At 64.3% G+C, this 25,827-nt stretch carries 23 protein-coding genes; 11 read left to right on the forward strand and 12 right to left on the reverse strand.

The window, feature by feature from the left end; all coding sequences use genetic code 11:
• The coding region (locus Q0R16_RS14495; protein ID WP_295637499.1) for a penicillin-binding transpeptidase domain-containing protein at nt 1-1,028 on the forward strand (1,028 nt) is incomplete at its 5' end.
• A gap of 122 nt (nt 1,029-1,150) precedes the next feature.
• The gene (locus Q0R16_RS14500) at nt 1,151-1,393 is read left to right on the forward strand and encodes a hypothetical protein (RefSeq protein WP_295637502.1); all 243 of its coding nucleotides are present in this window, start codon (nt 1,151-1,153) and stop codon (nt 1,391-1,393) included.
• A 66-nt stretch (nt 1,394-1,459) separates the two neighbouring features.
• Here Q0R16_RS14500 and Q0R16_RS14505 read toward each other — a convergent pair whose 3' ends face one another.
• The 3 genes from Q0R16_RS14505 to Q0R16_RS14515 all read right to left on the reverse strand — a co-directional run bounded on the left by Q0R16_RS14505 (nt 1,460) and on the right by Q0R16_RS14515 (nt 5,229).
• Complete coding sequence (locus tag Q0R16_RS14505) at nt 1,460-3,055, reverse strand: Do family serine endopeptidase (protein ID WP_295637505.1); 1,596 nt, start codon at nt 3,053-3,055, stop codon at nt 1,460-1,462.
• Nucleotides 3,056-3,209: 154 nt separating this feature from the next.
• Nucleotides 3,210-4,076 (reverse strand): protease modulator HflC, encoded by an 867-nt coding sequence (locus Q0R16_RS14510; protein WP_295637508.1) that lies wholly within the window; start codon nt 4,074-4,076, stop codon nt 3,210-3,212.
• Between the two features lies 1 nt (nt 4,077).
• The gene (locus Q0R16_RS14515; RefSeq protein ID WP_295637511.1) at nt 4,078-5,229 is read right to left on the reverse strand and encodes a protease modulator HflK; all 1,152 of its coding nucleotides are present in this window, start codon (nt 5,227-5,229) and stop codon (nt 4,078-4,080) included.
• Nucleotides 5,230-5,486: 257 nt separating this feature from the next.
• On the opposite strand from Q0R16_RS14515, the gene Q0R16_RS14520 reads away from it, so the two are divergent.
• Genes Q0R16_RS14520 through hemH form a run of 3 tightly spaced genes read left to right on the forward strand, consistent with a single transcriptional unit; the run spans nt 5,487 to nt 9,791 of the window.
• A complete protein-coding gene (locus Q0R16_RS14520; RefSeq protein ID WP_295637567.1) occupies nt 5,487-6,437 on the forward strand; it encodes an Mrp/NBP35 family ATP-binding protein in 951 nt (316 codons plus the stop codon).
• Nucleotides 6,438-6,462: 25 nt separating this feature from the next.
• Entirely contained in the window at nt 6,463-8,736 is a 2,274-nt protein-coding gene (locus Q0R16_RS14525; RefSeq protein ID WP_295637514.1) for a molybdopterin cofactor-binding domain-containing protein, read from the forward strand.
• A 41-nt stretch (nt 8,737-8,777) separates the two neighbouring features.
• Nucleotides 8,778-9,791 (forward strand): ferrochelatase, encoded by a 1,014-nt coding sequence (gene hemH, locus Q0R16_RS14530; protein WP_295637518.1) that lies wholly within the window; start codon nt 8,778-8,780, stop codon nt 9,789-9,791.
• 135 nt (nt 9,792-9,926) lie between these two features.
• On the opposite strand, the gene Q0R16_RS14535 is transcribed toward hemH, so the two are convergent.
• The 3 genes from Q0R16_RS14535 to Q0R16_RS14545 are packed head-to-tail and all read right to left on the reverse strand — an operon-like array spanning nt 9,927 to nt 12,491.
• On the reverse strand, nt 9,927-10,718 hold the full coding sequence (locus Q0R16_RS14535; RefSeq protein ID WP_295637521.1) for a DUF1295 domain-containing protein: 792 nt from the start codon (nt 10,716-10,718) through the stop codon (nt 9,927-9,929).
• 4 nt (nt 10,719-10,722) lie between these two features.
• Nucleotides 10,723-11,343 carry a lysophospholipid acyltransferase family protein gene (locus Q0R16_RS14540; RefSeq protein ID WP_295637525.1) on the reverse strand — a complete coding sequence of 207 codons (621 nt, stop codon included), beginning with the start codon at nt 11,341-11,343 and terminating at the stop codon, nt 10,723-10,725.
• Entirely contained in the window at nt 11,343-12,491 is a 1,149-nt protein-coding gene (locus Q0R16_RS14545; RefSeq protein WP_295637528.1) for a nitronate monooxygenase, read from the reverse strand. Before Q0R16_RS14545 ends, Q0R16_RS14540 begins: the two co-directional genes overlap by 1 nt.
• Nucleotides 12,492-12,617: 126 nt before the next feature.
• Between Q0R16_RS14545 and Q0R16_RS14550 the strand changes: the two genes are divergently transcribed.
• The 4 genes from Q0R16_RS14550 to Q0R16_RS14565 all read left to right on the forward strand — a co-directional run bounded on the left by Q0R16_RS14550 (nt 12,618) and on the right by Q0R16_RS14565 (nt 17,164).
• Nucleotides 12,618-13,631, forward strand: coding sequence for a cell wall hydrolase (locus tag Q0R16_RS14550; protein ID WP_295637531.1), 1,014 nt, complete (start codon nt 12,618-12,620; stop codon nt 13,629-13,631).
• Between the two features lie 109 nt (nt 13,632-13,740).
• Nucleotides 13,741-14,547, forward strand: coding sequence for an alpha/beta fold hydrolase (locus Q0R16_RS14555; RefSeq protein WP_295637535.1), 807 nt, complete (start codon nt 13,741-13,743; stop codon nt 14,545-14,547).
• Between the two features lie 152 nt (nt 14,548-14,699).
• Nucleotides 14,700-16,001, forward strand: coding sequence for an adenine-specific methyltransferase EcoRI family protein (locus Q0R16_RS14560; RefSeq protein ID WP_295637538.1), 1,302 nt, complete (start codon nt 14,700-14,702; stop codon nt 15,999-16,001).
• Entirely contained in the window at nt 15,998-17,164 is a 1,167-nt protein-coding gene (locus Q0R16_RS14565) for a DUF262 domain-containing protein (RefSeq protein ID WP_295637541.1), read from the forward strand. The genes Q0R16_RS14560 and Q0R16_RS14565 overlap by 4 nt, the downstream gene beginning before the upstream one ends.
• A gap of 437 nt (nt 17,165-17,601) precedes the next feature.
• Here the strand turns inward: Q0R16_RS14565 and Q0R16_RS14570 are convergent, their stop codons facing one another.
• The 5 genes from Q0R16_RS14570 to Q0R16_RS14590 all read right to left on the reverse strand — a co-directional run bounded on the left by Q0R16_RS14570 (nt 17,602) and on the right by Q0R16_RS14590 (nt 20,951).
• Complete coding sequence (locus Q0R16_RS14570) at nt 17,602-18,144, reverse strand: glutathione peroxidase (RefSeq protein WP_295637544.1); 543 nt, start codon at nt 18,142-18,144, stop codon at nt 17,602-17,604.
• A 54-nt stretch (nt 18,145-18,198) separates the two neighbouring features.
• Entirely contained in the window at nt 18,199-18,882 is a 684-nt protein-coding gene (locus tag Q0R16_RS14575; protein ID WP_295637547.1) for a glutathione S-transferase family protein, read from the reverse strand.
• Nucleotides 18,883-18,886: 4 nt separating this feature from the next.
• Nucleotides 18,887-19,537, reverse strand: coding sequence for a CoA transferase subunit B (locus tag Q0R16_RS14580; protein WP_295637550.1), 651 nt, complete (start codon nt 19,535-19,537; stop codon nt 18,887-18,889).
• Nucleotides 19,537-20,241, reverse strand: a complete 705-nt coding sequence (locus Q0R16_RS14585; protein WP_295637553.1) for a CoA transferase subunit A — start codon at nt 20,239-20,241, stop codon at nt 19,537-19,539. The genes Q0R16_RS14580 and Q0R16_RS14585 overlap by 1 nt, the downstream gene beginning before the upstream one ends.
• Before the next feature lie 62 nt (nt 20,242-20,303).
• Nucleotides 20,304-20,951, reverse strand: a complete 648-nt coding sequence (locus tag Q0R16_RS14590; RefSeq protein ID WP_295637556.1) for an HAD-IA family hydrolase — start codon at nt 20,949-20,951, stop codon at nt 20,304-20,306.
• 164 nt (nt 20,952-21,115) lie between these two features.
• On the opposite strand from Q0R16_RS14590, the gene Q0R16_RS14595 reads away from it, so the two are divergent.
• A complete protein-coding gene (locus Q0R16_RS14595; RefSeq protein WP_295637559.1) occupies nt 21,116-21,907 on the forward strand; it encodes a universal stress protein in 792 nt (263 codons plus the stop codon).
• 385 nt (nt 21,908-22,292) lie between these two features.
• A complete protein-coding gene (locus Q0R16_RS14600) occupies nt 22,293-24,623 on the forward strand; it encodes a CDC48 family AAA ATPase (protein WP_295637562.1) in 2,331 nt (776 codons plus the stop codon).
• 19 nt (nt 24,624-24,642) lie between these two features.
• Here the strand turns inward: Q0R16_RS14600 and Q0R16_RS14605 are convergent.
• On the reverse strand, nt 24,643-25,827 hold a 1,185-nt coding region (locus Q0R16_RS14605), incomplete at its 5' end, for a CHASE3 domain-containing protein (protein WP_295637564.1).

Genomic DNA, 25,827 nt, shown 5'->3' on the forward strand with positions numbered 1-25,827 from the left:
TCGCCGCGCTCGAATCGGGTTACACCCCCAACGACACCGTGACCGATGCGCCGGTGACGATCGACGGGTGGAGCCCGCGCAATTCGGGCGGCAGCTACGCCGGCGCGATCGATGTGCGCACCGCGTTCGCTTATTCGAAGAACACCGTGGCCGCGCAACTGGGCAGCGAAGTCGGCTTCGGTGCGGTGGCCAACATGGCGCGGCGCTTCGGTATCACCACCCCGATCAACACCTTGCCCTCGATGGTGCTGGGCACGTCTGACGTTCGCGTGATCGACATGGTGCGCGCCTTCGCCGCGGTTTCCAGCAAGGGCGCGCTGGTCACGCCATACGGCATTCGCAAGGTCACCACGACCGAGGGCCAGGTGCTTTACACGCACAACGCCGAGCCGCCGCAGATCCTGGTGGCCCAATATGTCGCCGCTGAAATCACCGACCTGCTGCAAACCGCGGTCAACATCGGCACCGGCCGCGCCGCGCAGATCGGACGGCCGGTGGCGGGCAAGACCGGCACCACCACATCGGACAAGGACGGCTGGTTCCTGGGCTTTTCCAGCGGGATCACCACCGGCGTGTGGATGGGTCGCGACGATGCGCGCGCCGTCCCCGGCCTCCAGGGCGGTGCCGCGCCGGCACGCGCCTTTGCCGCATACATGCGCATCGCCACCGCCAAGCGCCCGCCCGAAGTGTTCGAAACCACCGTGCAACTGCCCAACTGGACGCTGGAGCCGGACGACGAAGTCAATCTCGCCCCGGGCGGCGGCTATGCCGTGCCCGACGCAAATGGGCAGTTCGGCAATCCAACGCGTGACCAGCCCGGCATTCCCGGTTCCGCACCGGGAGATGAGCCGGCCAATTCGGGCAACGAGGACCTCGTGCCCGCGGGGCCACCCGCCGCCAACGACGATTTCCTCGACCAGGCGACGGGCCGCCGGCGCGCGCCGAGCGGTGACGGTGTGCGCGTGCGCAGCGGCACCGGCAATCGCACGCGGCCTCAGCCTCCCGCCTTTGAGCCGCCGGGCGCATAGCAACACACGCTTCGCCGCGCGGGCCGTGCACACCGGCGCGTGCTTTGCGAACCGGATGCGATCTCGTGCGTTGGTCCTTCTGATAAGCGGACGGTTTTTGCGCCGCTCGAAGGAGATCGATCATGGGTTTGTTGAAATGGGCGCTGGCCGGAGCCGCAGGCTACGGGCTGTATCGCGCGATGAACACCGGGGACGGCGATGGTGCGCCGGTCGCTTTCGCAAACGGTGAACACGCTGGCGACAACTTCTCGCAGGTGCGTTCGGCTGGCACCGAAGGCATGCGTTCGAACCCCAAGGTCTGGGACAAGACCGACCACGCGCTCGACGAAAGCTTCCCCGCCAGCGATCCGCCGTCGACGTATTGATCTGGCGCCGATAAAAAAGGCCGCGTCCCTCGGGACGCGGCCTTTTTTATTGGTCTTGTCAGGCGATCAGCGCAGCCGCACCGGCAGGTACAGCGCGGGCTGGCCACGGCGCTGCACGCGCAGCAGCAGCGCCACGCGGTTTTCGGCCTTGGCGGCGGTTACCGCCGTGTTGAGATCGGCCACGCTCGTCACCGGACGGTTGCCGGCCGACAGGATGATGTCGCCCCGCTGCAAGCCCTTGGCGCCGGCGTCCGATGAATCGTCGACTGCGGTTACCACCACGCCGCGCGTGTCATCGGTCGATCCGAGCTGGCGCGCGATTACCGGCGTAAGCGGGATGACCGCAAGGCCGAGCGACTTCTGGATCGGGCCGTTAAGCGCTTCCTTTTGTCCGGCCGAGGGGCCGTTGCCGGGCTTGGTGAAATCCTCGTCATCGTCCTTGGCGTTGGGATCAAAGGTCTGCTGCGCCAGTTCCTGCTCGGTCGGGCGCTTGCCCACCACCGCCTGGATGGTCATCGGCTTGCCGTCGCGGATCAAGTCGATCGGGATGCGGCTGCCCGGCGCGGTGTTCGCCACGATGAACGACAGCGTCTGTTCGGGCGTCACGTCCTTGCCGGCCACGCGCACGACCACGTCGCCGCCCTGGATGCCGGCCTTGGCCGCGGCGCCCGTGGGCTCGACCGTCTGGACGAATTCACCGCGCTTCTTGGGCAGGCCCAGCGATGCGGCAAGGTCTTCGCTGAGCGCCTGGATGCGCACGCCGAGGTAACCGCGCTCGATCGCCTGGCCCTTCATCAGCTTGTCGACAATGGGGGCGGCGGTTTCGGCGGGAATCGCAAAACCGATGCCGACGCTGCCGCCGGTGGGCGAGAAGATCGCATTGTTGATGCCGATCACGTTGCCGCGCATGTCGAACATCGGGCCGCCCGAATTGCCGCGGTTGATCGCGGCGTCGGTCTGGAGATAACGATCGTAAGCGCTGCCGGTGCCGGTGTTGCGATAGACTGCCGAAATGATCCCGGCGGTGACGGTGCCGCCAAGCCCGAACGGGTTGCCGATGGCGATCACCCAGTCACCCACGCGTGATTTGGTCGAATCGCCGAAGTGTACGAACGGCAGCGGCTTGGCTGCGGAAATCTTGAGCACCGCCAGATCCGACGATTCGTCGCGGCCGATCAGCTTGGCCGGATATTCGGTGCCATCGGGGGTGGTGACGGTGATCGATTCGACCTGGCCCTGGCCTTCGGCCGCGATCACGTGGTTGTTGGTGACAATGTAGCCATCGGGCGATGTGATGAAGCCCGAACCGAGCGATTGTGCCTCACGCGTGGTGGGCGCTGCGCCGCCCTGGCCGCCGGGCGCTCCTCCCTGACCGTTCTGGCCGCCGAACAAGTCACCGAACGGGGTGCCCGCAAACGGATTGTTCTGTTTCTCCACCTTCACCCGCTGGCGGGTGGCGATGTTGACTACCGCTGGCTGCAACTGCTGCGTCAGGTCGGCAAAGCTCGACGGCGCGCCAACGCGCGGGCTCATCGCCGAGATCTGTGCCTGGTCGTTCTGCGCCACTTGGGCGCCTGCAGGAAAGCCGGTCATCAACGAGAGCGAAGCTCCCGCCAGCAGCACCGCCGAAGTCACTCCATAAGCGTATCGCACGTGGGTCATTCCTTTGGTCGAATGGTCGGGCCGTCTCCGGCTGACAAAGTAGGCAAGGTCATGCCGTCCGGCAATGGTTCAGCCAGTCGGTGATTCACGCCGTTTGGCCTGAACGGACATTGAATGAGTGCGGTTACTCCACCTCTCACTTGCCCTTGACCATTCACTTGCCCTTGAATTGGCGCAGGTAATCATTGTCCGGCGAAAGCACAATCGAGGTCGATCCGGCCTTCGAACGGAAGGTTGCGTCGTAGCTCTGCATCGCGCGATAGAAATCGTAGAACGACGGGTCCTTGTTGAAGGCGTCGGCATAGACTTTCGAGGCTTGCGCCTGCGCTTCGGCGCGGATGATCTGCGCGTTCTTTTCGCCTTGCGCGCGGATCGTCGCGGCTTCCTGGTTGCGCGCGGTCGCCATGCGGGTGAACGCCGAATCGAGCGGGGTGCCATCGGGCAGATCGGCGCGCTTGATCCGCACGTCGATGATCTGCGCGCCGTATTCGCGCGCTTCCTTGTCCAGGTTCTTGCGGACTTGCGCCATTGCTTCGCCGCGTTCGGCGGTCAGCATCGCGGCGAACGTACGCTTGCCCAGTTCCTGCCGCAGCACCGAGTTGAGGATCGGCTGGAGCTGTTCGGCCACCTTGTCGGTCGTGCCCGCGGTTTCGTACATCTTGACCGGATCGATGATGCGATAGCGCGCATAAGCATCGACTTCGAGCCGGCGCTGGTCGGCCGAAGTGACCTGCTGCCGCTCCATGTCCACATCCAGCACGCGACGATCGATCATCACGACCTTTTCGATGATCGGAATGCGCCAGGAAAGGCCGGCGCCGCTGACGCCGTAATCGGCATTGGGGCGGAAACGGTTGATGGTGCGATGCGGATCACCCAGCCGGACGACCACCGCCTGTTCGGTTTCGGGCACCACGATCAGCGTGCTGAGCGCGGCAACGATCGCCAGCGCCAGAATGATCAGCGTGTTGCGGTGGTTTTGCCAGATGTCGGCCAGAGTCTGGCTGAAGGTGTCGGGCATGTTACTTGCCCCCCGTCGTGGCCGCATCGGCGGGCGGCGGCGTGGTCTTCAACTGGGGCAGCGGCAAGTACGGGATGGTGCCCGGCGCTTCGATGATCACCTTGTCGGTCTGGCTCAGCACGCGTTCCATCGTTTCATAATACATCCGTCGCTTGGTCACTTCGGGCGCCAGCTTGTACTGGCCGTAGACCTTGTCGAACGCCGCGGCTTCGCCCTGCGCGCTGGCGGTAAGCTGCTGCGCCCAGGCTTGGGCGCGGTTGACCGAGCTTTGGGCATCCTGCTGCGCGGCCGACACTTCCTTGAACGCGTCCTTCACCTTTTCGGGCGGGTCGGTCTTCTTGATCTCGACACCCTGGATCTTGACGCCCGAACGATAGGCATCGAGCACTGCCTGCATCCGTTCGCGCATGTTGGCTTCGATCTGCGCGCGGCCGCCGCCCATCACGCCGGCCAGCGTATCTTCGGCGATCGACTGGCGCATCGCGGCTTCGGCCACTTCGCGCACGGTCTGTTCGGGATCGGCAAGCTGATACGTGAACAGCTTCAAGTCCTTGATATTCCAGCGGACAAGGTACGACAAGTCGACCAGGTTCTGGTCGCTGGTCAGCATCAGCCGTTCGCCATCGCCTTCGGGGATCGAATCGCGGCGGATCGACGTCACGTCGCGCACTTTCACGGTCTGGATCGGCCAGGGCGCGGTGAACGACACGCCGGGGCCGAGCGTGCGGGTGTAGCTGCCGAAGGTGGCAACCACGCCCTTGTCCTGCGGCGATATGAAATGGACGGTCGAACTGCCGACCCACAACAGCGCCACTGCCGCGATGGCAACCGGCAGCCAGCTCCCGCCGCCGGGCCGGGTCGGGAAGCGGGGCAAACCGCCGCCCATGCCGGGCCCGCCCCCGCCACCGGGCCCACCCCGGTTGGTGCGTCCGCGGAAGATATCTTCGATGCTGGCCGAACGGCGCGGCCCTTCGGGTCCGGTGGGCTTGCCGTCGGTGCCGGGCAACCACGGATTGCGCGGTCCATCGCTTTTGGGAGGGCGACTGTCACCGAACGGGTTCTTCGGTTTGCCAGAAGGCTTGGAATCGGGTTTGGGCGCCGGCTTTTCCGGCGAGGAATCGCTCGGCGGATCGCCCGCAGCATCGTCTGCCAATACCTGTGGGCCGCTGCCAATGGGCCTGATCCAGCCCAAGTTCGCAATCCGCCCGCGCAATCCGCTTATGCCATTTTCGTTCATGGCGATTGTTATAGGGTTCGACTGCCCTGAAAAACAGTCTCTCCTCCCGAAAAACCTCTGCTAGGGACTTAAGGGAAGTGAACGCCCCGCACCGGCCGGGCGTGAGTGGGGCACACGTGAGCGAAACCAGCGCTGAATTTACCGACAAGATCGCGGCCGCAGCCGGCGGGCGCATGCAGTCGGCCAAGCTGATCGACGGCGTCGCCACGATCGTGCTCGACGCCAGCGGGCTCGATCGGAGTGACGGCAAGAAGCTCGAAGCCGGGGTGCGCGGCGCGGCGTTGGCCGCGGGCGCGCGCGAGGCACGGATCGCGCTGATGGCCGACAAGGAGGCCAAGCCAGAGCCCACGACCGGTTTCGCCAAGGCCCCCGGCACCGGGCCGAAGATCATCGCGGTCGGTTCGGGCAAGGGCGGCGTCGGCAAATCCACTCTGTCGGCCAACCTGGCAATTGCGCTCGCCTCGCTCGGCCACAAGGTCGGGCTGGTCGACGCCGATATCTATGGCCCCTCGCAGCCGCGCCTGATGGCCAACGAAGGGCGCCGCCCCGAGGCCGAAGGGTCCAAGATGATCCCGGTCCCCAGCCCCTGGGGCGTGCCGCTGCTGTCGATGGGCCACCTTGTCGAACCCGGCCAGGCGATCGCGTGGCGCGGGCCGATGGCGGGCAACGCGCTCGGCCAGTTGATCGACGCGCACTGGGATGCCGAGATTCTGGTGGTCGATCTTCCGCCCGGCACCGGTGACGTGCAGATCACCATGCTGCAAAAGCACAAGCCGATCGGCGCGGTGATCGTCTCGACCCCGCAGGACCTTGCGCTGATCGACGCCACCCGCGCGATCGGGCTGTTCCGCCAGGCCGATGTGCCGCTGATCGGCATGGTCGAGAACATGGCCGGCTACATCTGCCCGCATTGCGGCGAGGAAAGCGATCCGTTCGGCAACGGCGGGGCGGAAGCTGCGGCCAAGTCGATGGGCCTGCCGTTCCTGGGCCGCGTGCCGCTGACGCTGTCGATCCGGCAGGACAGCGATGCCGGTCGGCCTCCCGCCGCAACCGGCGGAGAGGCCGCCGAACCGTTCATGGCGATCGCGCGGCGGGTTTCGACCTGGCTCGCCAACCAGCGCTGAGCGCGGCGCCAATGGGTCTGAAAACGTGAGACTCACGCGGCGAGGTCTGCTGGTCGGCGCGGGCGTGGGCGGTGGCCTCGTCGTCGCGTGGTCGCTCACCCGCCATCGCCCGGCCACGCCGTTGCGCGCGCGCGATGGCGAACTGGCAGCGGGCGCGTGGATCAGGATCGCGCCGACCGGCGTGGTCAGCGTGGCAGCGCCATTCTGCGAAATGGGGCAGGGGGTCGCCAGCCTGATCGCACAAGTCGCAGCGGTCGAATTGGGCGCGGATTGGAAACAGGTTTCGGTGGAGCCGGTGCCCGCCGGTGCGGACTATGGCGATCCGATGCTTGCCGCCGCATGGGCGCCGCTGTGGATGCCGGTGGGGGCCGGGCTGGCGCGCGATCCCGAAGGCAGCATCGCGCGCCGCTATGCCACCACGAATCCGCTGGTGGTGACCGCGCAAGGCACTGCGCTCGCCGCGTTCGAACAGCCGGTTCGCGAAGCCGCCGCCGCCGCGCGCGCGATGCTGGCCAAGGCCGCTGCCGGCCAATGGGGTGTATCGTGGTCGGAATGCGACACCCGCAACGGCGCTGTGATCCATGGCAAGCAGAGCCTGGCGTTCGGCAGGTTGGCCGATGCCGCCTCGCGCTACGATCCGCCCGGTACGCCGTGGCTGCGCGCTGCACCCGCGGAGGACTCCAGCGCCGCTGGAACGGTGCCGTTCCCCCGGCTCGACCTGCCCGCCAAAGTCGATGGCAGCCTGGTCTTCGCCGGCGACGTGCGGCTGCCCGGCATGGTCTTTGCGGCCATCGCGCATGGGCCGCAGGGCGACACCGTGCTCAGCCGCTTCGACAAGGCTGCGGCACTGGCCCAACCCGGTTGCAGTGCCGTTGTAACCGACAAACGCTGGGTGGCAGCGGTGGCCAATACCTGGTTCGCGGCGGACAAGGCGGTCAAGGCCAGCGCCCCCCGCTTCCGCGCGCACGGACCCGTGGCCGATACCGCGCCGATCGAGCAGGCGCTCGAAACCGCGCTGCAAAAGGGCAAGCCGCAGCGCGTGGCGGCGGTGGGCGATCCCGATCCGCTGATGGCCAAGCCCAGCATTACCGCGCGCTACGACATCGAACCCGCGCTCCACGCCGCGCTCGAAACGCCGACGGCGGTGGCGTGGTTGCGCGATGACAAGCTCGAACTGTGGCTGGCGACACAAGCTCCTGAAGTGGCGCGCAAGGTTGCGGCCAAGGCGGCTGGTGTGCCGCTGGCGCAAGTGATCCTCTACCCGATGCACGCCGGCGGATCGTTCGATGCAAGGCTCGATACACGCATCGCAGGCGAAGTCGCTGTAATCGCGAAGCAAACCGGCAAGCCGGTGCAACTGATGTATTCGCGCTGGCAGGATTCGCTGACCGACTATCCCCGCACTCCGCTGGCTGCGCAGATGGCCGCAGTGGTGAGCGACGACAAGCAGACGCTGCTCGGCTGGCGCACGCGCCTCGCCATGCCCGCCACCGCGATCGAGGCCGGCCAGCGCCTGCTCCACGGCAAGGACGCCCCCGCCGCCCAAAAGGCCGCCGCCGGCAATGCCGATCCGCTGGCCTGCGCGGGCGCGATGCCGCGCTACACGGTGCCGGCGATGGCGGTCGACCACATTCCCGTCAGCCTGGGCCTGCCGACCGCGTGGTATCGCGGAAATTCGCACGGGATCGGCGCGTTCCTGACCGAAAGCTTCGTCGATGAAGTCGCGCATTTCGGCGGGCACGAGCCGCTGGCATTCCGCATGGCGATGCTGGGCAACGAACCGCGCCTCGCCGCCTGCCTGCAAGGCGTGGCCAAGCTGGCGACTTGGGGCGGTGGCGGTGAAGGATCGGGGCAGGGGATCGCCTGCCACAGAATCGATCTGGGCATCGACACTGCTGGCCGATCGGGCTTCATCGCGGTCGTCGCCACCGCGCGGCGCGATGTGAACGGCGTGAAGGTGGAACGGCTGTCGGCTTATGCGGACTTGGGCCGCATCGTGAATCAGGATATCGCGCGCCAGCAGATCGAAGGCGGGCTGGTGTTCGGCATGGCGGCAACGCTCGGCGGATCGAGCACTTATGACAAGGGCTTGCCGCTGGCGGGCCACCTCGGCGAACTGGGGCTGACGCTGCTCGCCGATTGCCCCGCGATCGACGTGGCATTCGCAGATAGCGCCGAGCCACCGTTCGATCCGGGCGAATTGTCGGTGGCGGCGGTGGCTCCGGCGATTGCCAATGCGCTGTTTTCGGCTACCGGCTTGCGCTTTCGCCGGCTACCGCTGCTTTCGGAAGGTCTTTAATGCAGATTGCCATGAGCCCGAATGCTGTGACAAATGCTGCGATGCAACCGCCGGCCGACCATCCCCCGATCCTGAAGAGCAGGATCGGCGTGCTGCTGGTCAACCTGGGCACGCCCGATGCGCCCGACGTGAAATCGGTGAAGCGCTACCTGCTCGAATTCCTGTCGGACAAGCGCGTAGTCGAAATCCCCACGCTGGTGTGGCAGCCGATCCTGCGCGGGATCGTGCTCAACACCCGCCCCAAGAAATCGGCGCACGCCTATTCGCAAGTGTGGAGCGAGGATGGCTCGCCGCTGGCCGCGATCACCAAGGCGCAGGCGCGCGCGCTGCAAGTGCGGCTGGGCGATACCGCGGTGGTGCGCCACGCGATGCGCTACGGCAAGCCGGCAATGGCGGGCGAACTCGATGCGCTGATGGCGGCGGGCTGCGAACGGATCATGGTTGCGCCGCTCTATCCGCAATATTCCGCGGCCACGACCGCGAGCGTGCTCGATGCGCTGGCCGCCTGGACGCTGGTCACCCGGCGCCTGCCCGCGCTGCGCACACTGCCGCCGTACCACGACGATGCGGGCTACATCGCCGCGCTGCACGATGATCTCGCGCGGCAGATCGCGGCGCTCGATTTCACCCCCGAAGTGCTGCTGCTGAGCTACCACGGCATGCCCGAACGCACGCTCTACAAGGGCGATCCCTACCACTGCCACTGCCGGAAAACCTCGCGGTTGCTGTGCGAATCGTTCGCCACCAGCCACCCCGGCCTGCGCATCGAAACAACCTTCCAATCACGCTTCGGCCGCGCCAAGTGGCTCGAACCGGCCACCGACACCGTGATCGAGGCCGAAGCGGCGAAAGGCACCAAGTCGATGGTGATCGCCGCGCCGGGATTCTCGGCAGACTGCCTCGAAACGCTGGAAGAACTGGCGATCCGCGGCCGTGAACAGTTCGAGGAGGGCGGCGGCCAGCAATTCGCCGCGCTGGAATGCCTCAATGCGGGCGATGTGGGGATGGACATGCTGGAGGCGCTGGTGCGGCGCGAATTGATGGGGTGGGTTTAGTTCCCACGTTTCCGTTCGTGTCGAGCGAAGTCGAGACACGCAAACGCGGCGCCAGCGTATCTCGACTGTTGCCAGAATGGCGACAGTTCATCCTGAGCCTGTCGAAGGGCTCGATCCGAACGGAAAGTTGTTTCCCTACCCCTTCGGCGGCCACGGAATGAACCCCGAAGTCTTCCGCACATACTCCTCATACCCCGGCCTGCGCTTGGCCATGCCCTTTTCCAGCAACGGCTTGCCCGACCATTTGGTGAGCGTGAAGGTCAGGAACACCGGCCCGATCGCAGCCACGGCGGCGGCCAGCCAGCCGGCTTCGGCGGCGGTGAGCCAGATCCCCCACCATACGCATGCATCGCCGAAGTAGTTGGGGTGGCGGGTGTAGCGCCAAAGCCCGGTATCGAGCACTTTGCCCTTGCTGGCGGGATCGGCGCGGAAGCGCGAAAGTTGCCAATCGCCCACCGTCTCGAACGCCATGCCCAGTGCCCACAGCGCCGCCCCTGCCATGGCCAGCGGCCCGATCGGCGTTCCCGGCGGGCTTTGCAGCACACCCACTTGCGCCGGCAAGCAGGTGACAAACAGCAGCACTGCTTGCGGCCCGAACACGAACTTGAGCGAGGCGCTGGCGAACTGCCCGCGCTCCTTCGCCTTGCCGAGCATCTTGGCATAGCGCGGGTCCTCGCCATGCGCGCGCCATCGCGTGAACAAATGCCAGCCCAGCCGCGCGCCCCACAGCACCGCCATCGCCGCGATCAGTCCGCCGCGCCCGCCCGGCAACCCGCGCTGCACCCACGCGATCGCCGCCACGACAGCCATCCCGCCGCCCCACACCGCATCGATGAAGCTGACGTCCTCGATCTTCACCGCCACCCGCCACAGCACAGCTAAGCCCACGACCACGCAGGCAAAATCGATCAGCAGCGGTATCAACATCGGTTCAGGCATTGGTGATCTCTTCAAAGCTGGTGGCGCGTTCGGGAAACTTTGGCGTGGTGTTACGATAGAATTCCGCCACTTTCAGCATGTCCGCCTTGTAATCGCCGGTCGGCCAGATCGCCGGGCCCAGGCCCCCGGTCTTGGTGGCATAGTCCATCATCCCGCACACCAGCGGCACTTTGGCGCCTACCGCGATGTGGTAGAAACCGGTGCGCCACTGCCGCACCGCGCCGCGCGTGCCTTCGGGTGCGATCGTCAGCATGAACTGCTTGCGGCGCCCGAATTCGGCGATCATCGCCTCGACATAGTTATGCCGCCCGCTGCGATCGACCGGCACCCCGCCCATATCGCGCATGAACCGCGCCATCGGCCAGCGGAACAGGCTGGTCTTGGCCATGAACTGCGTGTCGATCTTCAACGCATCGGTCAGCCCCAGGAAGTTGACGAAATCCCAGTTCGACGTGTGCGGCGCCGCGATGATCACGCAGCGCCGATCCTCGGGCGGCGCGCCGATCGCCTTCCACCCGCGCGCGTGATAAAGCGCCAGCAACGCCCGCCGCACAATCCTTGACAGAAGAGTGGGCCGCGAAAGCAGGCTGGGCTTGCGATCAACCTCGTCCATCACGCACCCACCATCGCGTTGCCAAGAACGGCGTTGATCGACGCCACAGCATCGACAAACTCCTCGCGAAACGACTGAACCACGGCGCGCGCCGATCGCTCCTGCTCGACCAATCCCACGCCTTGCCCCACAAAATAGCTGACCATCGCCCGCGCCTCGCCATTGCCCCCGGCCGCCGCCGCCTCGATCTTGCGGAATGCCGGTTCGGACACCATCCCCATCAGCGGCATCGGCAACGCTCCCGGACTACCCGGCCCATCCCAAGCCGCATGCCAGCTCGATTTCAACTGCCGCGCCGGCTTGCCCGTCCGCGAGCGTGAACGCACCGTATCGCGCGACCTGGCCTCCACCATCTTCTGCCGAAACGCCGGGCTGGTCTCGGCCTCGGGCGTGGCGAGCCACACCGATCCGGTCCATGCTCCTTGCGCGCCAGCCACCATCATCGCCGCCATCTGCGCCCCGGTCATGATCCCTCCCGCCGCCAGCACCGGCACCTGATGCCCAGCCGACGCCAGCGCACGGGTCACTTCGGGCACCAGCACCAGCGTCGAAACCTCGCCGCAATGCCCGCCCGCCTCGCCACCTTGCGCGACGATGATATCGACCCCCGCCTCGGCTTGGCGGATCGCATGTTCGCGCGCGCCCACCAGCGCCGCCACCGGAATCCCGCGCCGCTTGCCCTCGGCAATCATCGACGGCGGAGCGATCCCCAGCGCATTGGCGATCAGCTTGATCGGATGCGCAAACGCCACCTCCATCAGCGCCGCGCCGTTTTCGGGCGTGATCCCCACGCCCTCGCGCCGCAGCAGGTCGGCCTCGCCCAAGGCAATCCCCACGCCGCCCAGCAGCCCCGTCACGAACGCGCGATGCTCGGCCGAAATCGCATCTGCCCGCGCCGCATTGCTGGTGAACCCCAAGACCCGCGCGTCGACAACTTCGGGCACCAGCACATCCACGCCATAAGGCTTGCCATCGACATGCGCATCGATCCACGCCAGCTCGCGCTCCAGGTCGTCGGGCGAAAACGCAGCCGCGCCCAGCACCCCGAACCCGCCCGCCTTGCTGACCGCCACCACCACATCGCGGCAATGGCTGAACGCGAACAGCGGAAATTCGCAACCGGTCATCCGGCAAATGGCGTTGTCCATGATCTCTCCCTCTTGCATGCGATCATGGCCGGTTCGCGCTGGCGAGGGAAGGGGCCAGGAACCAGCGGGCAATTGCGACCCCGATCACAGACTGATAGCCTGAAACACCCCATCAGGCCCGAACCGATGAACCGCCGCATCCTCATCCCCGCCGCCGCGCTGGCCATGATCGCCAGCTTCGCCAGCTATCGCGCCTTGACCGAACGCCACACCCAACCCGCCAACCCCGCCGCGCAAACCCGCACGAACCAGCCCCCCGTAGCCCCACCCGGCGCCCCGCCGGTGGAGGAAACCGCGCTCAAGCCCGTCTCTGCCAAAACCGCGCTCGAAATCAACGCCGCCACTCCGCTGCTCAAGGCCGGCCCCGCCGCCGCGGCCTTCGCCGCCCCCGCCGGCCCCACCGAGCAACGCGCCGAACAATGCCTCACCCAAGCGATCTACTACGAAGCCGGCAACGAACCCACCGACGGCAAACGCGCCGTCGCGCAAGTGATCCTCAACCGCGTGCGCAGCAATGCCTTTCCCAACTCGGTCTGCGGCGTCGTCTACCAGGGATCGCAGAAGCAGACCGGCTGCCAGTTCACGTTTACGTGCGATGGCGCGCTCAACCGCACCCCCAACCCCAGATCATGGCAAAGCGCCCGGGAAATCGCCGCCGCCGCGCTCCACGGCTACGTCTTCGCCCCCGTCGGCCACGCCACGCACTACCACGCGAATTACGTTGTCCCCTACTGGGCGAGCAGCATGGCCAAGGTCACCGTCATCGGCGCGCACTTGTTCTACCGCTGGCAAGGCAACTGGAAACCCGGCACCTACTTCGGCCAACGCTACGCCGGCCTGGAACCCACCATCGGCCCCGCCACCACCCTGCTCCCCGCCGAAGCCATGGCCGCGCTGCCCGCAGAGCTCGCCACCGCGCACCCCGACAAGAACGGCCTGATCCCCTCCGAAGGCCCGCTGGCCGAAGCCCGCGCAGGCCGAGCCGCCGCCCGCACCGCCGCGCTCCAGCAAAGCCAGGGCCCCTACGCAAACGCCGACGACGCCGACGATCCCCCCGCCCCCGAAAGCGTGAACCCCATCGTCGCCATGTCGACGCGGCTGAGGGCGGGGAAGCTCAAGCCGGTCGAGGCTGGGAAGTGACCGGATAAAGAAAGAGCCTCCGGCGGGCAGGAGCCGCGAAACCTGCACCTCGCCCTGTACCCGGGATGCTTTTATTTTGAACCAGATGCCGACTGGGGCGTTGAGGCGGATGCAACACACCCGCACTGGCCTCGGCAAGCCGCTTCTCCTCGTCCACGGGCTCGGCGGTTCGCGCGCCTCGTGGGACCCGATCCTTCCCGCACTCGCGCAAACCCGCGAGGTGATCGTGCCCGATCTCCCCGGCCACGGACAAACCCCCGCGCAAGCTGACAGCGGCACCTTCGCAGGCCTCGCGCGCAGCCTTCATGACTGGCTGGGCGAGCAGGGCCTCGAACGTGTCGACATGGTCGGCAGCTCGCTCGGCGCGCGGCTTGTGCTCGAAATGGCGCGCCGCGGGCGTGCCGGCGCGGTCGTCGCGCTCGATCCCGGCGGCTTCTGGCAAGGCTGGGAACGCACCTTCTTCCGCACCACGCTCGCCGCCTCGATCCGCCTCGTCCGCGCGCTCAAGCCCGCACTCCCCGCCATCACCGCCAACGCCGCCGGCCGCACCGCGCTGATGCTGCAACTCTCCGCCAAACCCTGGGCGCTAAATCCTGCCATGATCCTGCACGAACTGCGCTCCTTCACCCAGACCCCGACCTTCGACGCCCTCGTCAAAGACCTCGCCACCGGCCCCACCCAGACCGGCCCCTCGCAAACCGGCGCACCCATGGTAATCGGCTGGGGCCGCCACGACCGCCTGTGCCTGCCCAAACAAGCGACCCGCGCCATGGCCGCCTTCCCCGAAGCCAGGCTCCACTGGTTCGACCACAGCGGCCACTTCCCGATGTGGGATGAGCCCGAGGAGACGGTGCGGTTGATTTTGGAGGCTACGGGCGGCGCGAACGACGGCGAAGACATACCGGCACCCGAATAGTGAACCCCATCGTCGCCATGTTGGCGCGGCTGATGGCAGGGGAGCTCAAGCCGGTCGAGGGGGGGAAGTAGCCGGTTAGAACGGAGCCTCCGGCGGGCAGGAGCCCCGGCCCCTGCACCCGGGATATTCTTGCGAGATTGACATGCCACGGTGTGAAACTAACAGAGAACAAACCTGCACCAATTTTGAACGGATCGGCATCTTCAATGAAACCTCAAAGCGAGGTCGATATCGTGCCAGCGGCTGCTGCTAAACGTGACAAAAACAGCCACTTGGGCACAGCCAAGAAGGTCAAATTCGACGAGTATTATACGCAGTGGGCTGACGTCGAGCGTGAGATGAACGCGTATCTCGAGTACAACCCCGACGTGTTCCGCGGCAAAGTCATTCTGCTTCCGTGTGATGATCCTGAGTGGAGCAACTTTGCCAAGTTTTTCGCGCTCCACTTTATGGACTTTGGCATCAAAACACTCATTTCGACGTCTTACGCACCGAACAGCAATCCAGACAAAATAGGCTATCAGCCAACCTTGTTTGAGACAGAAAGCCCCGCGTTTGACGCGACAAAGACCCGCGCAAATGGCAAGAAGTTTACGCTTGAGTGGAAAGACATCAATGGGGATGGTATAATCAACATTGATGATCTCCAGTGGGAATATCTTGAAGGCGATGGAGATTTTCGTAGCTCCGAGGTGACTGCACTACGCGATGAAGCTCATTTCGTCATTACAAATCCGCCCTTTAGTTTATTTCGTCAATTTATGACTTGGGTGATTGGCGGTGGGCGCAAATTTTCAGTGGTCGGCAACAACAACGCCATCACGTACAATGAGCTCTTTCCGCACATTATGGCGAACGAGCTTTGGAAGGGCGCTACAGGTAACACCACCGACATGGTTTTTGCTGTCCCGAAGGGAACGGTGGTGAATGAGAAAGATCGCCTCAAAGCTGAAAAGATGGGATACCCGAGCGACGATGAGCGGGACTACACACGTCAAGGAAACTCATGCTGGTTTACCAACATTGATCATGGACGGCGGCACGAACCACTGCAACTGATGACCGAAGCCGATAACATAAAGTTCAGCAAGCATAAGGAAATCAGGGGAGTCGGTTACGAAAATTATGATAACTTCGATGCAATCGAGGTTCCCTACGTTGATGCAATCCCAAGCGATTACGGTGGTATGATGGGTGTGCCAATTACATACTTAGATAAACACAATCCAGATCAGTTTACAATTCTCGGCAGTAGTGAGGGCGATTACCCAGCGACGAAAAAGTACAGCAAGAAAGAGCGGGTAGTGGACGGCGTTCGAAAAAAATCTAACAGCGGCACCCTCAGTGGTGTCGTTCGGGTCGATTCATTTGGTCCCGGGAATCATTTCGATGTTGGGTATCCGGTTAGAGGCGTTTATAAGCGTCTGTTTATTCGCCGGAAGGGCGGCGCATGAAAACTGAACTTGAGAGATATACTGTTGAGCAAGTCGTAGATGGGTTTATTTATAATGAATTGGAGGGTAAGGGACTATTTGGTCTCGCTGGAAAACTTGTCATTCAGCCGGAATTTCAGCGACATTACATCTACAATGACGGGAAGAAGGATGTTGCTGTCATTGATTCACTTTTGAAGGGTTATCCTCTGGGCTTGATTTACTTCAACGTGGAAGGCAGCACTCTTGAAGTACTCGATGGTCAGCAACGCATCACCAGCATCGGCCGGTTTGTAACAGGCAAGTTTGCTATAAGAGTTGATGGCAAAGAGCAGACGTTCCTTTCATTGCCTAAGGAAAAGCAGCGCAAAATCCTCGATAGTGCACTTCTGGTCTATGAGTGTGAAGGTGAGGAAGCGGAAATCAAAGACTGGTTCCGTACCATCAATATATCCGGAATTCCGTTAAATCCGCAGGAACTACTTAACGCAATCTACTCTGGACCTTTCGTAAATAAGGCTAAGGTTGAATTTAGCAATTCCCAAAATGCGAATATGCAAAAATGGTCAGCTTATATCAAAGGTGATCCAAAGCGGCAGGAAGTTTTGGCGGTTGCGCTGGATTGGGTGTCAGGGGCTCGGGGTATGAATGTCGATGCTTACCTAGCACACCATCGAGGTGACGCTGATATTTTTGAACTAAAGGCATACTTTACTTCAGTAATTGACTGGATCGGTAGTATCTTTAGGCGTCCACCGGATAAGGAGATGCGTGGCATCGAATGGGGCCGCCTTTATGAGACCTATCACTCCACCCCCTACAATGCGGCAGTTCTTGACGGTGAAATTGAACGGCTACTCGGAGACCCTGCGGTGGCAAACCGTAAGGGAATTTACGAATTTTTATTGAGTGGTGAAACTCAACCCCAGTTACTTTCAATCAGGCTTTTTGATGAGAAGACGAGGGCTGTTGCGTACCAACAGCAGACTCATAACGCAAAATCTAAAGGCGTCTCTAACTGCTCTGTCTGTGCAGCGGGCGACAATGCAAACAGAACTCGCATCTATAGGCGAGATGAAATGGACGCCGATCATGTGACGGCGTGGTCGAAAGGTGGTGCCACAGACATCCACAACTGCGAGATGTTGTGCATTACTCACAACCGTTCCAAGGGTAACAGATAGCCGCAATGACGCCGACGGGAACCGGCGCAGATTGAACCTACGTGAATGAAACTTTATAATGCCTAAATCTCACCAAAGTCCCGGGGTGCAGGGGCCGTTGGCCTTTGCAAATTTCCCTTCCTTGTTTCCTTGAGAAAATCCGCGAAGCGGACAGGTTGCTCGCGCTCCAGCGCTTGCCAGCAGCTCCGGCCGATCGCGCGCGTGGGGGCTGGCGGGTGCGGCGCGCGTGATTTTCCTACATTGGCCGAGGCTGCTATCCTGTCGGCGGTCTTTCTCATTGTCGGCGGCGGGGCGGGGAAGTTCGCCATGTGCGATACGCGTGATGTTCGAGAAGTTCCGCGCGCGCGAATTCAGGATTAGTGCATTATTATCAGCGGGTTAAGGTGTTTTCGAATCGGGTGCGATCCTCACACCGCACCCTTGGTGTGAGGTTCCAGTCACTTGGCCAGTTCGGCTTCGATCGCGGCGGTCATTTCGGGGTCGTCGGGGGTCACTTGCGGGGCGAAGCGGGCGGCGACGGTGCCGTCTTTGGCGATCAGGAATTTCTCGAAGTTCCACAGCACTTCGGGGTCTTCGGTCGGGGTCATGCCGTAGCCGCGCAGCTTTTCGCGCCATTCGGCGGCGTTGCCGTGCTTCTCGGGCATGGCTTCGGTGAGGGCGGCGTAGAGTGGTTGCTTGTCGGGGCCGGTGACGGTGGCCTTGGTGAACAGCGGGAACGAGACGCCGTAGTTGAGCGAGCAGAACTCGGCGATTTCGGTGTCGGCGCCCGGCTCCTGGCCGGCGAAATCGTTGGCGGGGAAGCCCAGGACCTCGAAACCGCGGTCCTTGTTGGCGCGGTAGAGTGCTTCGAGGCCTTCGTACTGCGGGGTCAGCCCGCACTTGGAGGCGACGTTGACGACCAGCAGCACCTTGCCTTTGTGGCTGGCGAGCGTGTCGGGGGTGCCGTCGTTGCGGGTGAGGGGGATCTGGTCCAGGTTCATGCGTGCTCTCCGTGATGTGGAGCGCAGGCTAGCCGGGTCGTGTTACGAGGGCAATCAGGCGGTGCGGTAATCTGCCGTGATCGTGCCGGCGGCGGCGAGTTCGGCTTCGTGGCTTTCCTCGCGCCAGGTTTCGGAAAGGGCGGCCGCTTCCCATTCCTGCATTGCGGGGTGGGCGATGATCCGGTCGACCCAGGCCTGTCCGGTTCCGACGTCGAGCCCATAGGTGCGAATGCGGAAGGCGACGGGGGCGAACATCGCGTCGAGCGCGGTTAGCGCCGGGCCGGCCAACCAAGGCCCACCGAAGCGGGTGAGGCCGGTCTCGAACAGCTCGGTGATCCGGGCAATGTCGCGGGCCAGCGCGGGGCTGGGCGGCTTGGGGGTGACGCGGACGCCGACGTTCATGGTGCAGTCGTTGCGAAGCGCCGAAAAGCCGGCGTGCATTTCGCAGGCCGCCGATTGGGCAAAGGTGCGCGCCTCGGCATCCTCGGGCCAGATGCCGCCGTGGCGTTTGGCAAGGTAAAGTACGATGCCGAGCGAGTCCCACACCGTGTGTGGCGCGTCGATCAGGACGGGAACCTGCCCGGTGGGCGAGAAGGCGCGGAAGTCATCGTAGTTGACGGGCTTGGTGAAGGGTTCGATGCGGTCGGCAAAGGGGATGCCAAGCGCCTTCATCAGCAGCCAGGGACGCAGCGACCAGCTCGAATAGTTCCGGTTGGCGGTGATGAGGGTGTAGGCCACGGGATCAGGTGAGGTAGTGCGCGGTGGTCTTGGCGGCGAGGTCCTCGGCGGTCACCCCCGGCGCCAGTTCAACCAGCCGGAACGGGCTGGCGTGGTCGGAGCGCTGGAACACGGCAAGGTCGGTGACGATCATGTCGACAACGCCCACGCCGGTCAGCGGCAGGGTGCAGGCGGGGATGAACTTGGGGCTGCCGTCCTTGGCGTTGTGCTCCATGACGACGATGATCCTCTTGACGCCCGCGACCAGATCCATCGCGCCGCCCATGCCCTTGATCATCTTGCCGGGGATCATCCAGTTGGCGATGTCCCCGTTTTCAGCCACTTCCATCGCGCCGAGCACGGTGAGGTCGATGTGGCCGCCGCGGATCATCGCGAAGGACTGGGCGCTGTCGAAGTAGGCCGATTGGGGCAGTTCGCTGATGGTCTGCTTGCCGGCGTTGATCAGATCTGCGTCTTCCTCGCCCGCGAGCGGGAAGGGCCCGATGCCGAGCATGCCGTTCTCCGATTGGAGCGTGACGGTCATTCCGGCAGGCACGTGGTTGGCCACCAGCGTCGGGATGCCGATGCCCAGGTTGACGTAGTAGCCGTCCTCCAATTCCTGCGCCGCGCGTGCGGCCATCTGGTCACGGGTCCAGCCCTTGATTTCTTGGGGCATCAGACAGCCTCCCTCACGGTGCGGAATTCGATCTTCTTGTCGTAGGGGCTGCCCACGATCAGCCGCTGGACGTAAACGCCGGGCAAGTGGATGCAGTCGGGATCGAAGCTGCCGACGGGCACGATCTCCTCCACCTCGACCACGCAGACCTTGCCGCAGGTGGCGGCCGGCGCGTTGAAATTGCGTGCGGTCTTGCGGAACACGACGTTGCCGGTTTCATCCGCCTTCCATGCCTTGACCAGCGCCAAGTCTGCGAAGATCCCTTGCTCAAGGATGTAATCCTGACCGTCAAAGGCCTTCACTTCCTTGCCCTCGGCCACCAATGTGCCGACGCCGGTCTTGGTATAGAAACCCGGAATGCCGGCACCACCGCTGCGCATCCTTTCCGCCAAAGTGCCTTGAGGGCAGAATTCGACCTCGAGCTCACCCGACAGATACTGCCGTTCGAACTCCTTGTTTTCGCCGACATAGCTGGCGATCATTTTCTTGACCTGCCGCGTGCGCAGCAGCTTGCCGATGCCTTCGTTGTCGATGCCGGCGTTGTTGCTGGCGAAAGTCAGGTCCTTGACCCCGCTGTCGCGCACCGCGTCGAGCAGCCGTTCGGGCACGCCGCACAAGCCGAAGCCTCCGCAGGCGATCAGCAGCCCGTCGCGCAAAAGGCCGTCGAGCGCGGCGGCGGCATCGGGGTAGAGTTTGCTGGCCATGTCTGCTCCTTGTTGTCGGCCTCATACCACGCGCTTGCTGCATCGCAACACGCGTCGGTTGGTCAGTCGAGCGCGATCCCCAGCGTCGCCGACAAGTCGCTGAGCGCCTGCGCTTCGTTCGATACCTTGATGGCGTGCATGCCCAGCGCAGCCGCCGGCTTGCAGTTGATGCCCAGGTCATCGAGGTAGACGCAATCCGCCGGGGCCACGCCCAGCGCCTCGCACATCATCTGGTAAATGCGCGGATCGGGCTTGCGAACGCCGGCCTTGGCGCTTTCGATCACGTGTTCGAACCGCGCGAAAACCGGTGCGAGCTTGCCCGCCGTTATCGGGTCTGCCGCCATGCCCGGGCCGTTGCCAGAAGGCGCGTTGTTGGTGATGCAGCCGATCCGCAACCCCGCCGCGACGATGCGGTCCATCGCGGTCACCATCGCCGGCCGTAACGCGCCCGACAGGCACGCCAGCACCGAAGCACCGTCGAGCGCGTGACCCAGCGCTGCGGCTTCCTCGGCAAAGGCGGCATCGAAAGCCTCGCGCGACAATTCACCGCGTTCGAGCCGCGCCCAGGCGTTGGTATCCGGGTTGGCAGAATTGACCCGGCGCACGAAGTCCTTCGGCAGGCCGCGCTCCGCTTCGAGCTGGTTGAAGGCCTCGAACGGCGACGATGTGATCACCCCGCCGAAATCGAAAATCACCGCAGCGTAGCGCATCTTGCCAACACCCATCCTTCAACTTCAACCCGCCGCCGCTCTAGCGGGTGGCCTTTCGACTGCAAGCCGGCCGCGCTCGGGAATTTTGATTCAAATCATGGTGCCGGCGGTATCTATGAGCGCATCATCCGCATATCGGCCAATACGACGAAAGGAACTGCCAGATGCGTGCGATCCTCTGTCCGGCGGACACAACCGAAGGTTTCGACGCGCGGCTTGAGACCGCGCTGGCGCTGGCGCGCGCGATGGGCGGCCACGTCAGCGTGCCGATTGCCTCACCGATCGTCGAGTTGGCTGCATTCGAGCCGTTCGGGGGCGGGGCGCTCACCACCGACACCGTCCGCGAAATGCGCGCCGAGGATGAAGCCCTGGCAAAATCGCTCGAAGCACGGTTGGCGCGCGATGATGTGCCTTACGACGTCGGCGTGCTCGACGGTGACCGCTTCGGAACGCTTTGCGCCGCGGCGCGCTGTGCCGATCTGATCGTACTCAGCCGCGACGATGCGATGCTTGAAGATCTCGTGCTGGGTGAACGTTGCCCGGTGCTGGCGCTGCCGCCGCGCGGCATGTTCGACCTGGTTGCGCCGCGAGTCATGATTGCGTGGGACGGCAGTCGCCCCGCGGCCAATGCGATGAAGGCCGCGCTGCCGTTGCTGGCGCACGCTACCGGCGTCGACGTGGTGACCATAAACGGCAAAAGCACTGACGGTGCCGACAATTGCGGCGCGGACACGGCCTTGCGCTACTTGTCGCGCCATGAAGTCCATGCCGAACTGCACGTGGTGCCGGCGCAAGGCTCGGTCGCGCAGACCTTGCTGGCCACGGCCACGGAGCTCGGATCGGGCTTGTTGGTGATGGGCCTCTATGGCCACAGCCGGCTGCGCGAACTGCTGGTGGGCGGGGTCACGCGTGAGATGATCAGCAACGCCGGATTGCCGCTTTTGCTAAGTCATTGAAATGTGTTCGCAGATGCAAAAATGGTGCACCGCAATCGGGAGTTTAGACCTGTCCTAAGGTGCAGGTGTGCGGAATATGCAGGCTACCAAGCATATGAAATCGAACACAACCGCTGATTTTGGGCAAGACTTGCAATTTTCGCAACCATAAATCAGATTTTCGCACTTGCACAAAAACTACTTCCAAGGGATACCAATCTTGCCTTTCAGGCATCCTCTCCCAAAACTTTCATGGCCCGGTCAGCAATGACCGGGCCTTTTTTTGTCCCTGTCCGTGAGGGGGTCGTAAACACCGGGCATTTGAAATGGGCCGCCCGAGTGCCTAGCTTCTGGCCGACACCCTTCAAACCCGCGCCATTGCACCCACGATAGATCGGACAAGACCATGGCAGACGCCGGACCCGCTGCAGGAGCAGCCGTTGTCGATGACGAGCGCACCGTCCGCATCCAGGTTGCGGGCGCGCGCGGCGAAGAAAGCGGCACCGGCGTTGCGCGGATCAGCCGTGATGTCATGGTTCGGCTGGGCGTGGGCGAGGGCGACATCGTCGAGATCGTCGGCAAACGCACCACCGCCGCGCGGGTGATGCTGCCTTATCCCGAGGATGAAGGGCTGCAACTGATCCGGCTCGACGGGTTGCAGCGTGCCAACGCCCAGGTCGGTTCGGGCGAGCATGTCGAACTGCGCAAGCCCGATGCGCGGCCGGCGCAGCGTGTGGTCTTCGCGCCGGCGCAGCGCGAACTGACGCTCCACGGACCGGGGCAGGCGTTGAAGCGCAATTTCTTCGGGCGCGCGCTCGTCACGGGCGATCTGGTTGCCACCGCCGGGCAGCAGCAGGTCGATCGGGGTGATATGCCGCCGCAGTTGCAGCGGATGCTCAACGCGCCGGCTTTCGCGCTCACGCAGATCCGGCTGTCGGTGGTGTCGACCAGCCCCAAGGGGATCGTGTTTATCGATGAACACACCGAGGTGGAACTGCGCGCCGAATTCGAGGAACCGAGCGACGGCCGCGCCGATGTCAATTACGACGATGTCGGCGGCATGGGCGACACCATCAACCAGTTGCGCGAGATGGTTGAGCTGCCGCTGCGCTACCCCGAACTGTTCCGCCGGCTGGGTGTCGATCCGCCCAAGGGCGTGCTGCTCCATGGGCCGCCGGGCACCGGCAAGACGCGGCTGGCCAAGGCGGTGGCGAGCGAGAGCGACGCCAATTTCTTCTCGATCAACGGACCCGAAATCATGGGTTCGGCTTATGGTGAAAGCGAGCAGCGGCTGCGATCGGTGTTCGAGGAAGCGGCCAAGTCAGCGCCCGCGATCATCTTCATCGACGAGATCGATTCGATCGCGCCCAAGCGCAGCCAGGTTTCAGGCGAGGCCGAAAAGCGCATTGTAGCGCAGTTGCTGACGCTGATGGACGGGTTGCAGGCGCGTTCCAACCTCGTTGTAATTGCCGCCACCAACCGCCCCGACGCGATCGATGAAGCGCTGCGCCGGCCCGGCCGGTTCGACCGCGAAATCGTGGTCGGTGTCCCCGATGAAAGCGGGCGGCGCGAAATCCTGGGCATCCACACCCGCGGCATGCCGCTCGGCGAAGGCGTCGATCTGGGCGAACTGGCGCGCACCACGCACGGTTTCGTCGGCGCGGACCTGGCGGCTTTGGCCCGCGAGGCGGCGATCGAAGCGGTGCGGCGGATCATGCCCAAGCTCGATTTCGACCAGCAGACGATTCCGCCCGAAGTGCTCGATTCGCTGAGAGTCGGCCGCGACGATTTCATCGCGGCATTGAAGCGCGTCCAGCCGAGCGCGATGTGCGAAGTGATGGTCGAGACGCCAAAGGTCGGCTGGGCCGATATCGGCGGGCTCGGCGCGGCGCAGGAACGCTTGCGCGAAGGCGTCGAACTGCCGATCAAGAACCCCGAGGCGTTCCACCGGCTCGGCATTCGCCCGGCCAAGGGGTTCCTGCTCTATGGTCCGCCGGGCACGGGCAAGACGCTGCTGGCCAAGGCGGTGGCGAAAGAGGCCGAGGCCAACTTCATCGCGATCAAGTCATCGGACCTGCTCAGCAAGTGGTATGGCGAAAGCGAGCAGCAGATTGCCCGGCTGTTCGCCCGCGCGCGGCAGGTGGCGCCATGCGTGGTGTTCATCGACGAAATCGACAGCCTGGTCCCGGCACGCGGATCGGGTGGCGAGCCACAAGTGACCGCGCGCGTCGTCAACACCATCCTGGCCGAACTCGACGGGGTGGAAGACCTGCAATCGGTGGTGCTGATCGGCGCCACCAATCGGCCCAACCTGATCGACCCCGCGCTGTTGCGGCCTGGCCGGTTCGATGAACTGGTCTATGTAGGGACACCCGATCAGGCTGGGCGCGAGCACATCCTGGGGATTCACACCCGATCGATGCCGTTGGCTCCCGATGTCGATCTTGCCAAAGTAGCGGCCGCGACAGAGCGCTTCACCGGCGCCGACCTCGAAGACGTGGTGCGCCGGGCGGGCCTGATCGCGATCCGCCGCGATGGCGGCAACGTCAAGGCCGTGACCCGAGCAGACTTCGACGAAGCGCTGGTCGATTCGCGCGCCACCGTCACTGCGGAGATGGAGGACGAATATCGCGCGATGCAGGGCGAGTTGAAGAAGCGTGCGATGGAACCCGGGCCGCTCGGCTTCATCAGCCCCGGCATGGTCAGTCCGACCCGGCCGGCAAAGCATGGCCAGTGAGCGTCGGGTTAAGCGCAGGTCAGCTCAGGCGGAAGTCGATCACTACGCGGATGCCGTGCTCGGCGTAGCTGCGCTCGATCGTCCCGCCGAGCTGCTGCGCCGAGCTTTGCATCAGCACGCTGCCGAAGCCCTGGCGCGCGCGGGCTTCGACCGGGGGGACGAAGCCATCGCGGCTTTCTTCCCATTCGAGCCGCGCGCGACCTTCGTGGGCCTGCCATGATACCCGTACCAGCCCGCCCGATTGCGCCCACGCCCCGTACTTGACCGTGTTGGTCACCAGTTCGTGGAGCACCAGCCCCAGCGGTACGGCCATGCGGGTGTCGAGCGACAGCGGCGCTCCGGCGATGTCGCAGCATTCGCTGTCAGACCGGTAAGGCGCGATCGCGGCTTCGACCAGTTCGGCTAGATCGACCACCGGGTTCTCTGTCGCGCCCTGACTCACGTCGTGCGCGATGACGAGCGCGTGGATGCGCTGGCTGATGCGATCGACCACCGGCTTGGCGGCAGCATCGCCCTTGCCCGTCATCCGCACGATCGCCAGGATCACCGCGAACAGGTTCTTGACGCGGTGATTGAGCTCGCGCGCCAGCAGGTCCGCCCGGTCGCGCGCTTCGGCGATGGTGACAGCGTTGGCGGCCGCGGATTCCGCGCGTGCGGCGCGGGTGACTTGCCACAGGCTCAGCGCCAGCGCGATCACGATCATCACGAACAGGACCAACAGCGCGGGCAGGACGCGGGCTTCGGCGGTGGCACTGCTCGATCGCGCAGCCAGCAGCCTTTCGCGCTCGACCGCCTCGAACCGTTCGACCGCGCTGCGAAATTCGCTCATGACCACCTGGCCTTCGTCGCTCAGGATGCGGACGTACACCGCCACGACATCGCCGCGCGCGATCTGCGCAATTGTCTCATCCAGTTCGCGCCACTTGTGATCGCCCAGCCGTTCGATTTCGCGCAAGGTATCGCGCTGCGCGGTGGGAAGCTCGTCGCCCAGATCATGCTCGAGCCGCGTCAGCGCGGCACGGTACATCGCGCGGCCCGAACGATAGGGCGCGAGGTAGCGCTGGTCCGACGTGATGAAAAATCCGCGCTGGCCGGTTTCGCCGTCGGTTGTCGATGAGACCAGCGTGTTGAGCGCATCGAGCACTTGCGCGGTGTGTTCGGCCTGGCGCCGCTCCTCGCGCTCGACCTCGATCGTGGAAAACAC

The sequence above is a fragment of the Novosphingobium sp. genome (assembly GCF_025351285.1).
In the GTDB taxonomy this organism is placed as follows: domain Bacteria; phylum Pseudomonadota; class Alphaproteobacteria; order Sphingomonadales; family Sphingomonadaceae; genus Novosphingobium.

What these genes read in the sequence shown, in the direction of transcription:
- Q0R16_RS14500 (WP_295637502.1), top strand. Translation starts at nt 1,151, where the DNA reads ATGGGTTTGTTGAAATGGGCGCTGGCCGGAGCCGCAGGCTACGGGCTG.
- Q0R16_RS14505 (WP_295637505.1), bottom strand. Translation starts at nt 3,055, where the DNA reads ATGACCCACGTGCGATACGCTTATGGAGTGACTTCGGCGGTGCTGCTG.
- Q0R16_RS14510 (WP_295637508.1), bottom strand. Translation starts at nt 4,076, where the DNA reads ATGCCCGACACCTTCAGCCAGACTCTGGCCGACATCTGGCAAAACCAC.
- Q0R16_RS14520 (WP_295637567.1), top strand. Translation starts at nt 5,487, where the DNA reads ATGCAGTCGGCCAAGCTGATCGACGGCGTCGCCACGATCGTGCTCGAC.
- hemH (WP_295637518.1), top strand. Translation starts at nt 8,778, where the DNA reads ATGCAACCGCCGGCCGACCATCCCCCGATCCTGAAGAGCAGGATCGGC.
- Q0R16_RS14535 (WP_295637521.1), bottom strand. Translation starts at nt 10,718, where the DNA reads ATGTTGATACCGCTGCTGATCGATTTTGCCTGCGTGGTCGTGGGCTTA.
- Q0R16_RS14540 (WP_295637525.1), bottom strand. Translation starts at nt 11,343, where the DNA reads ATGGACGAGGTTGATCGCAAGCCCAGCCTGCTTTCGCGGCCCACTCTT.
- Q0R16_RS14545 (WP_295637528.1), bottom strand. Translation starts at nt 12,491, where the DNA reads ATGGACAACGCCATTTGCCGGATGACCGGTTGCGAATTTCCGCTGTTC.
- Q0R16_RS14550 (WP_295637531.1), top strand. Translation starts at nt 12,618, where the DNA reads ATGAACCGCCGCATCCTCATCCCCGCCGCCGCGCTGGCCATGATCGCC.
- Q0R16_RS14555 (WP_295637535.1), top strand. Translation starts at nt 13,741, where the DNA reads ATGCAACACACCCGCACTGGCCTCGGCAAGCCGCTTCTCCTCGTCCAC.
- Q0R16_RS14565 (WP_295637541.1), top strand. Translation starts at nt 15,998, where the DNA reads ATGAAAACTGAACTTGAGAGATATACTGTTGAGCAAGTCGTAGATGGG.
- Q0R16_RS14570 (WP_295637544.1), bottom strand. Translation starts at nt 18,144, where the DNA reads ATGAACCTGGACCAGATCCCCCTCACCCGCAACGACGGCACCCCCGAC.
- Q0R16_RS14580 (WP_295637550.1), bottom strand. Translation starts at nt 19,537, where the DNA reads ATGCCCCAAGAAATCAAGGGCTGGACCCGTGACCAGATGGCCGCACGC.
- Q0R16_RS14585 (WP_295637553.1), bottom strand. Translation starts at nt 20,241, where the DNA reads ATGGCCAGCAAACTCTACCCCGATGCCGCCGCCGCGCTCGACGGCCTT.
- Q0R16_RS14590 (WP_295637556.1), bottom strand. Translation starts at nt 20,951, where the DNA reads ATGCGCTACGCTGCGGTGATTTTCGATTTCGGCGGGGTGATCACATCG.
- Q0R16_RS14595 (WP_295637559.1), top strand. Translation starts at nt 21,116, where the DNA reads ATGCGTGCGATCCTCTGTCCGGCGGACACAACCGAAGGTTTCGACGCG.
- Q0R16_RS14600 (WP_295637562.1), top strand. Translation starts at nt 22,293, where the DNA reads ATGGCAGACGCCGGACCCGCTGCAGGAGCAGCCGTTGTCGATGACGAG.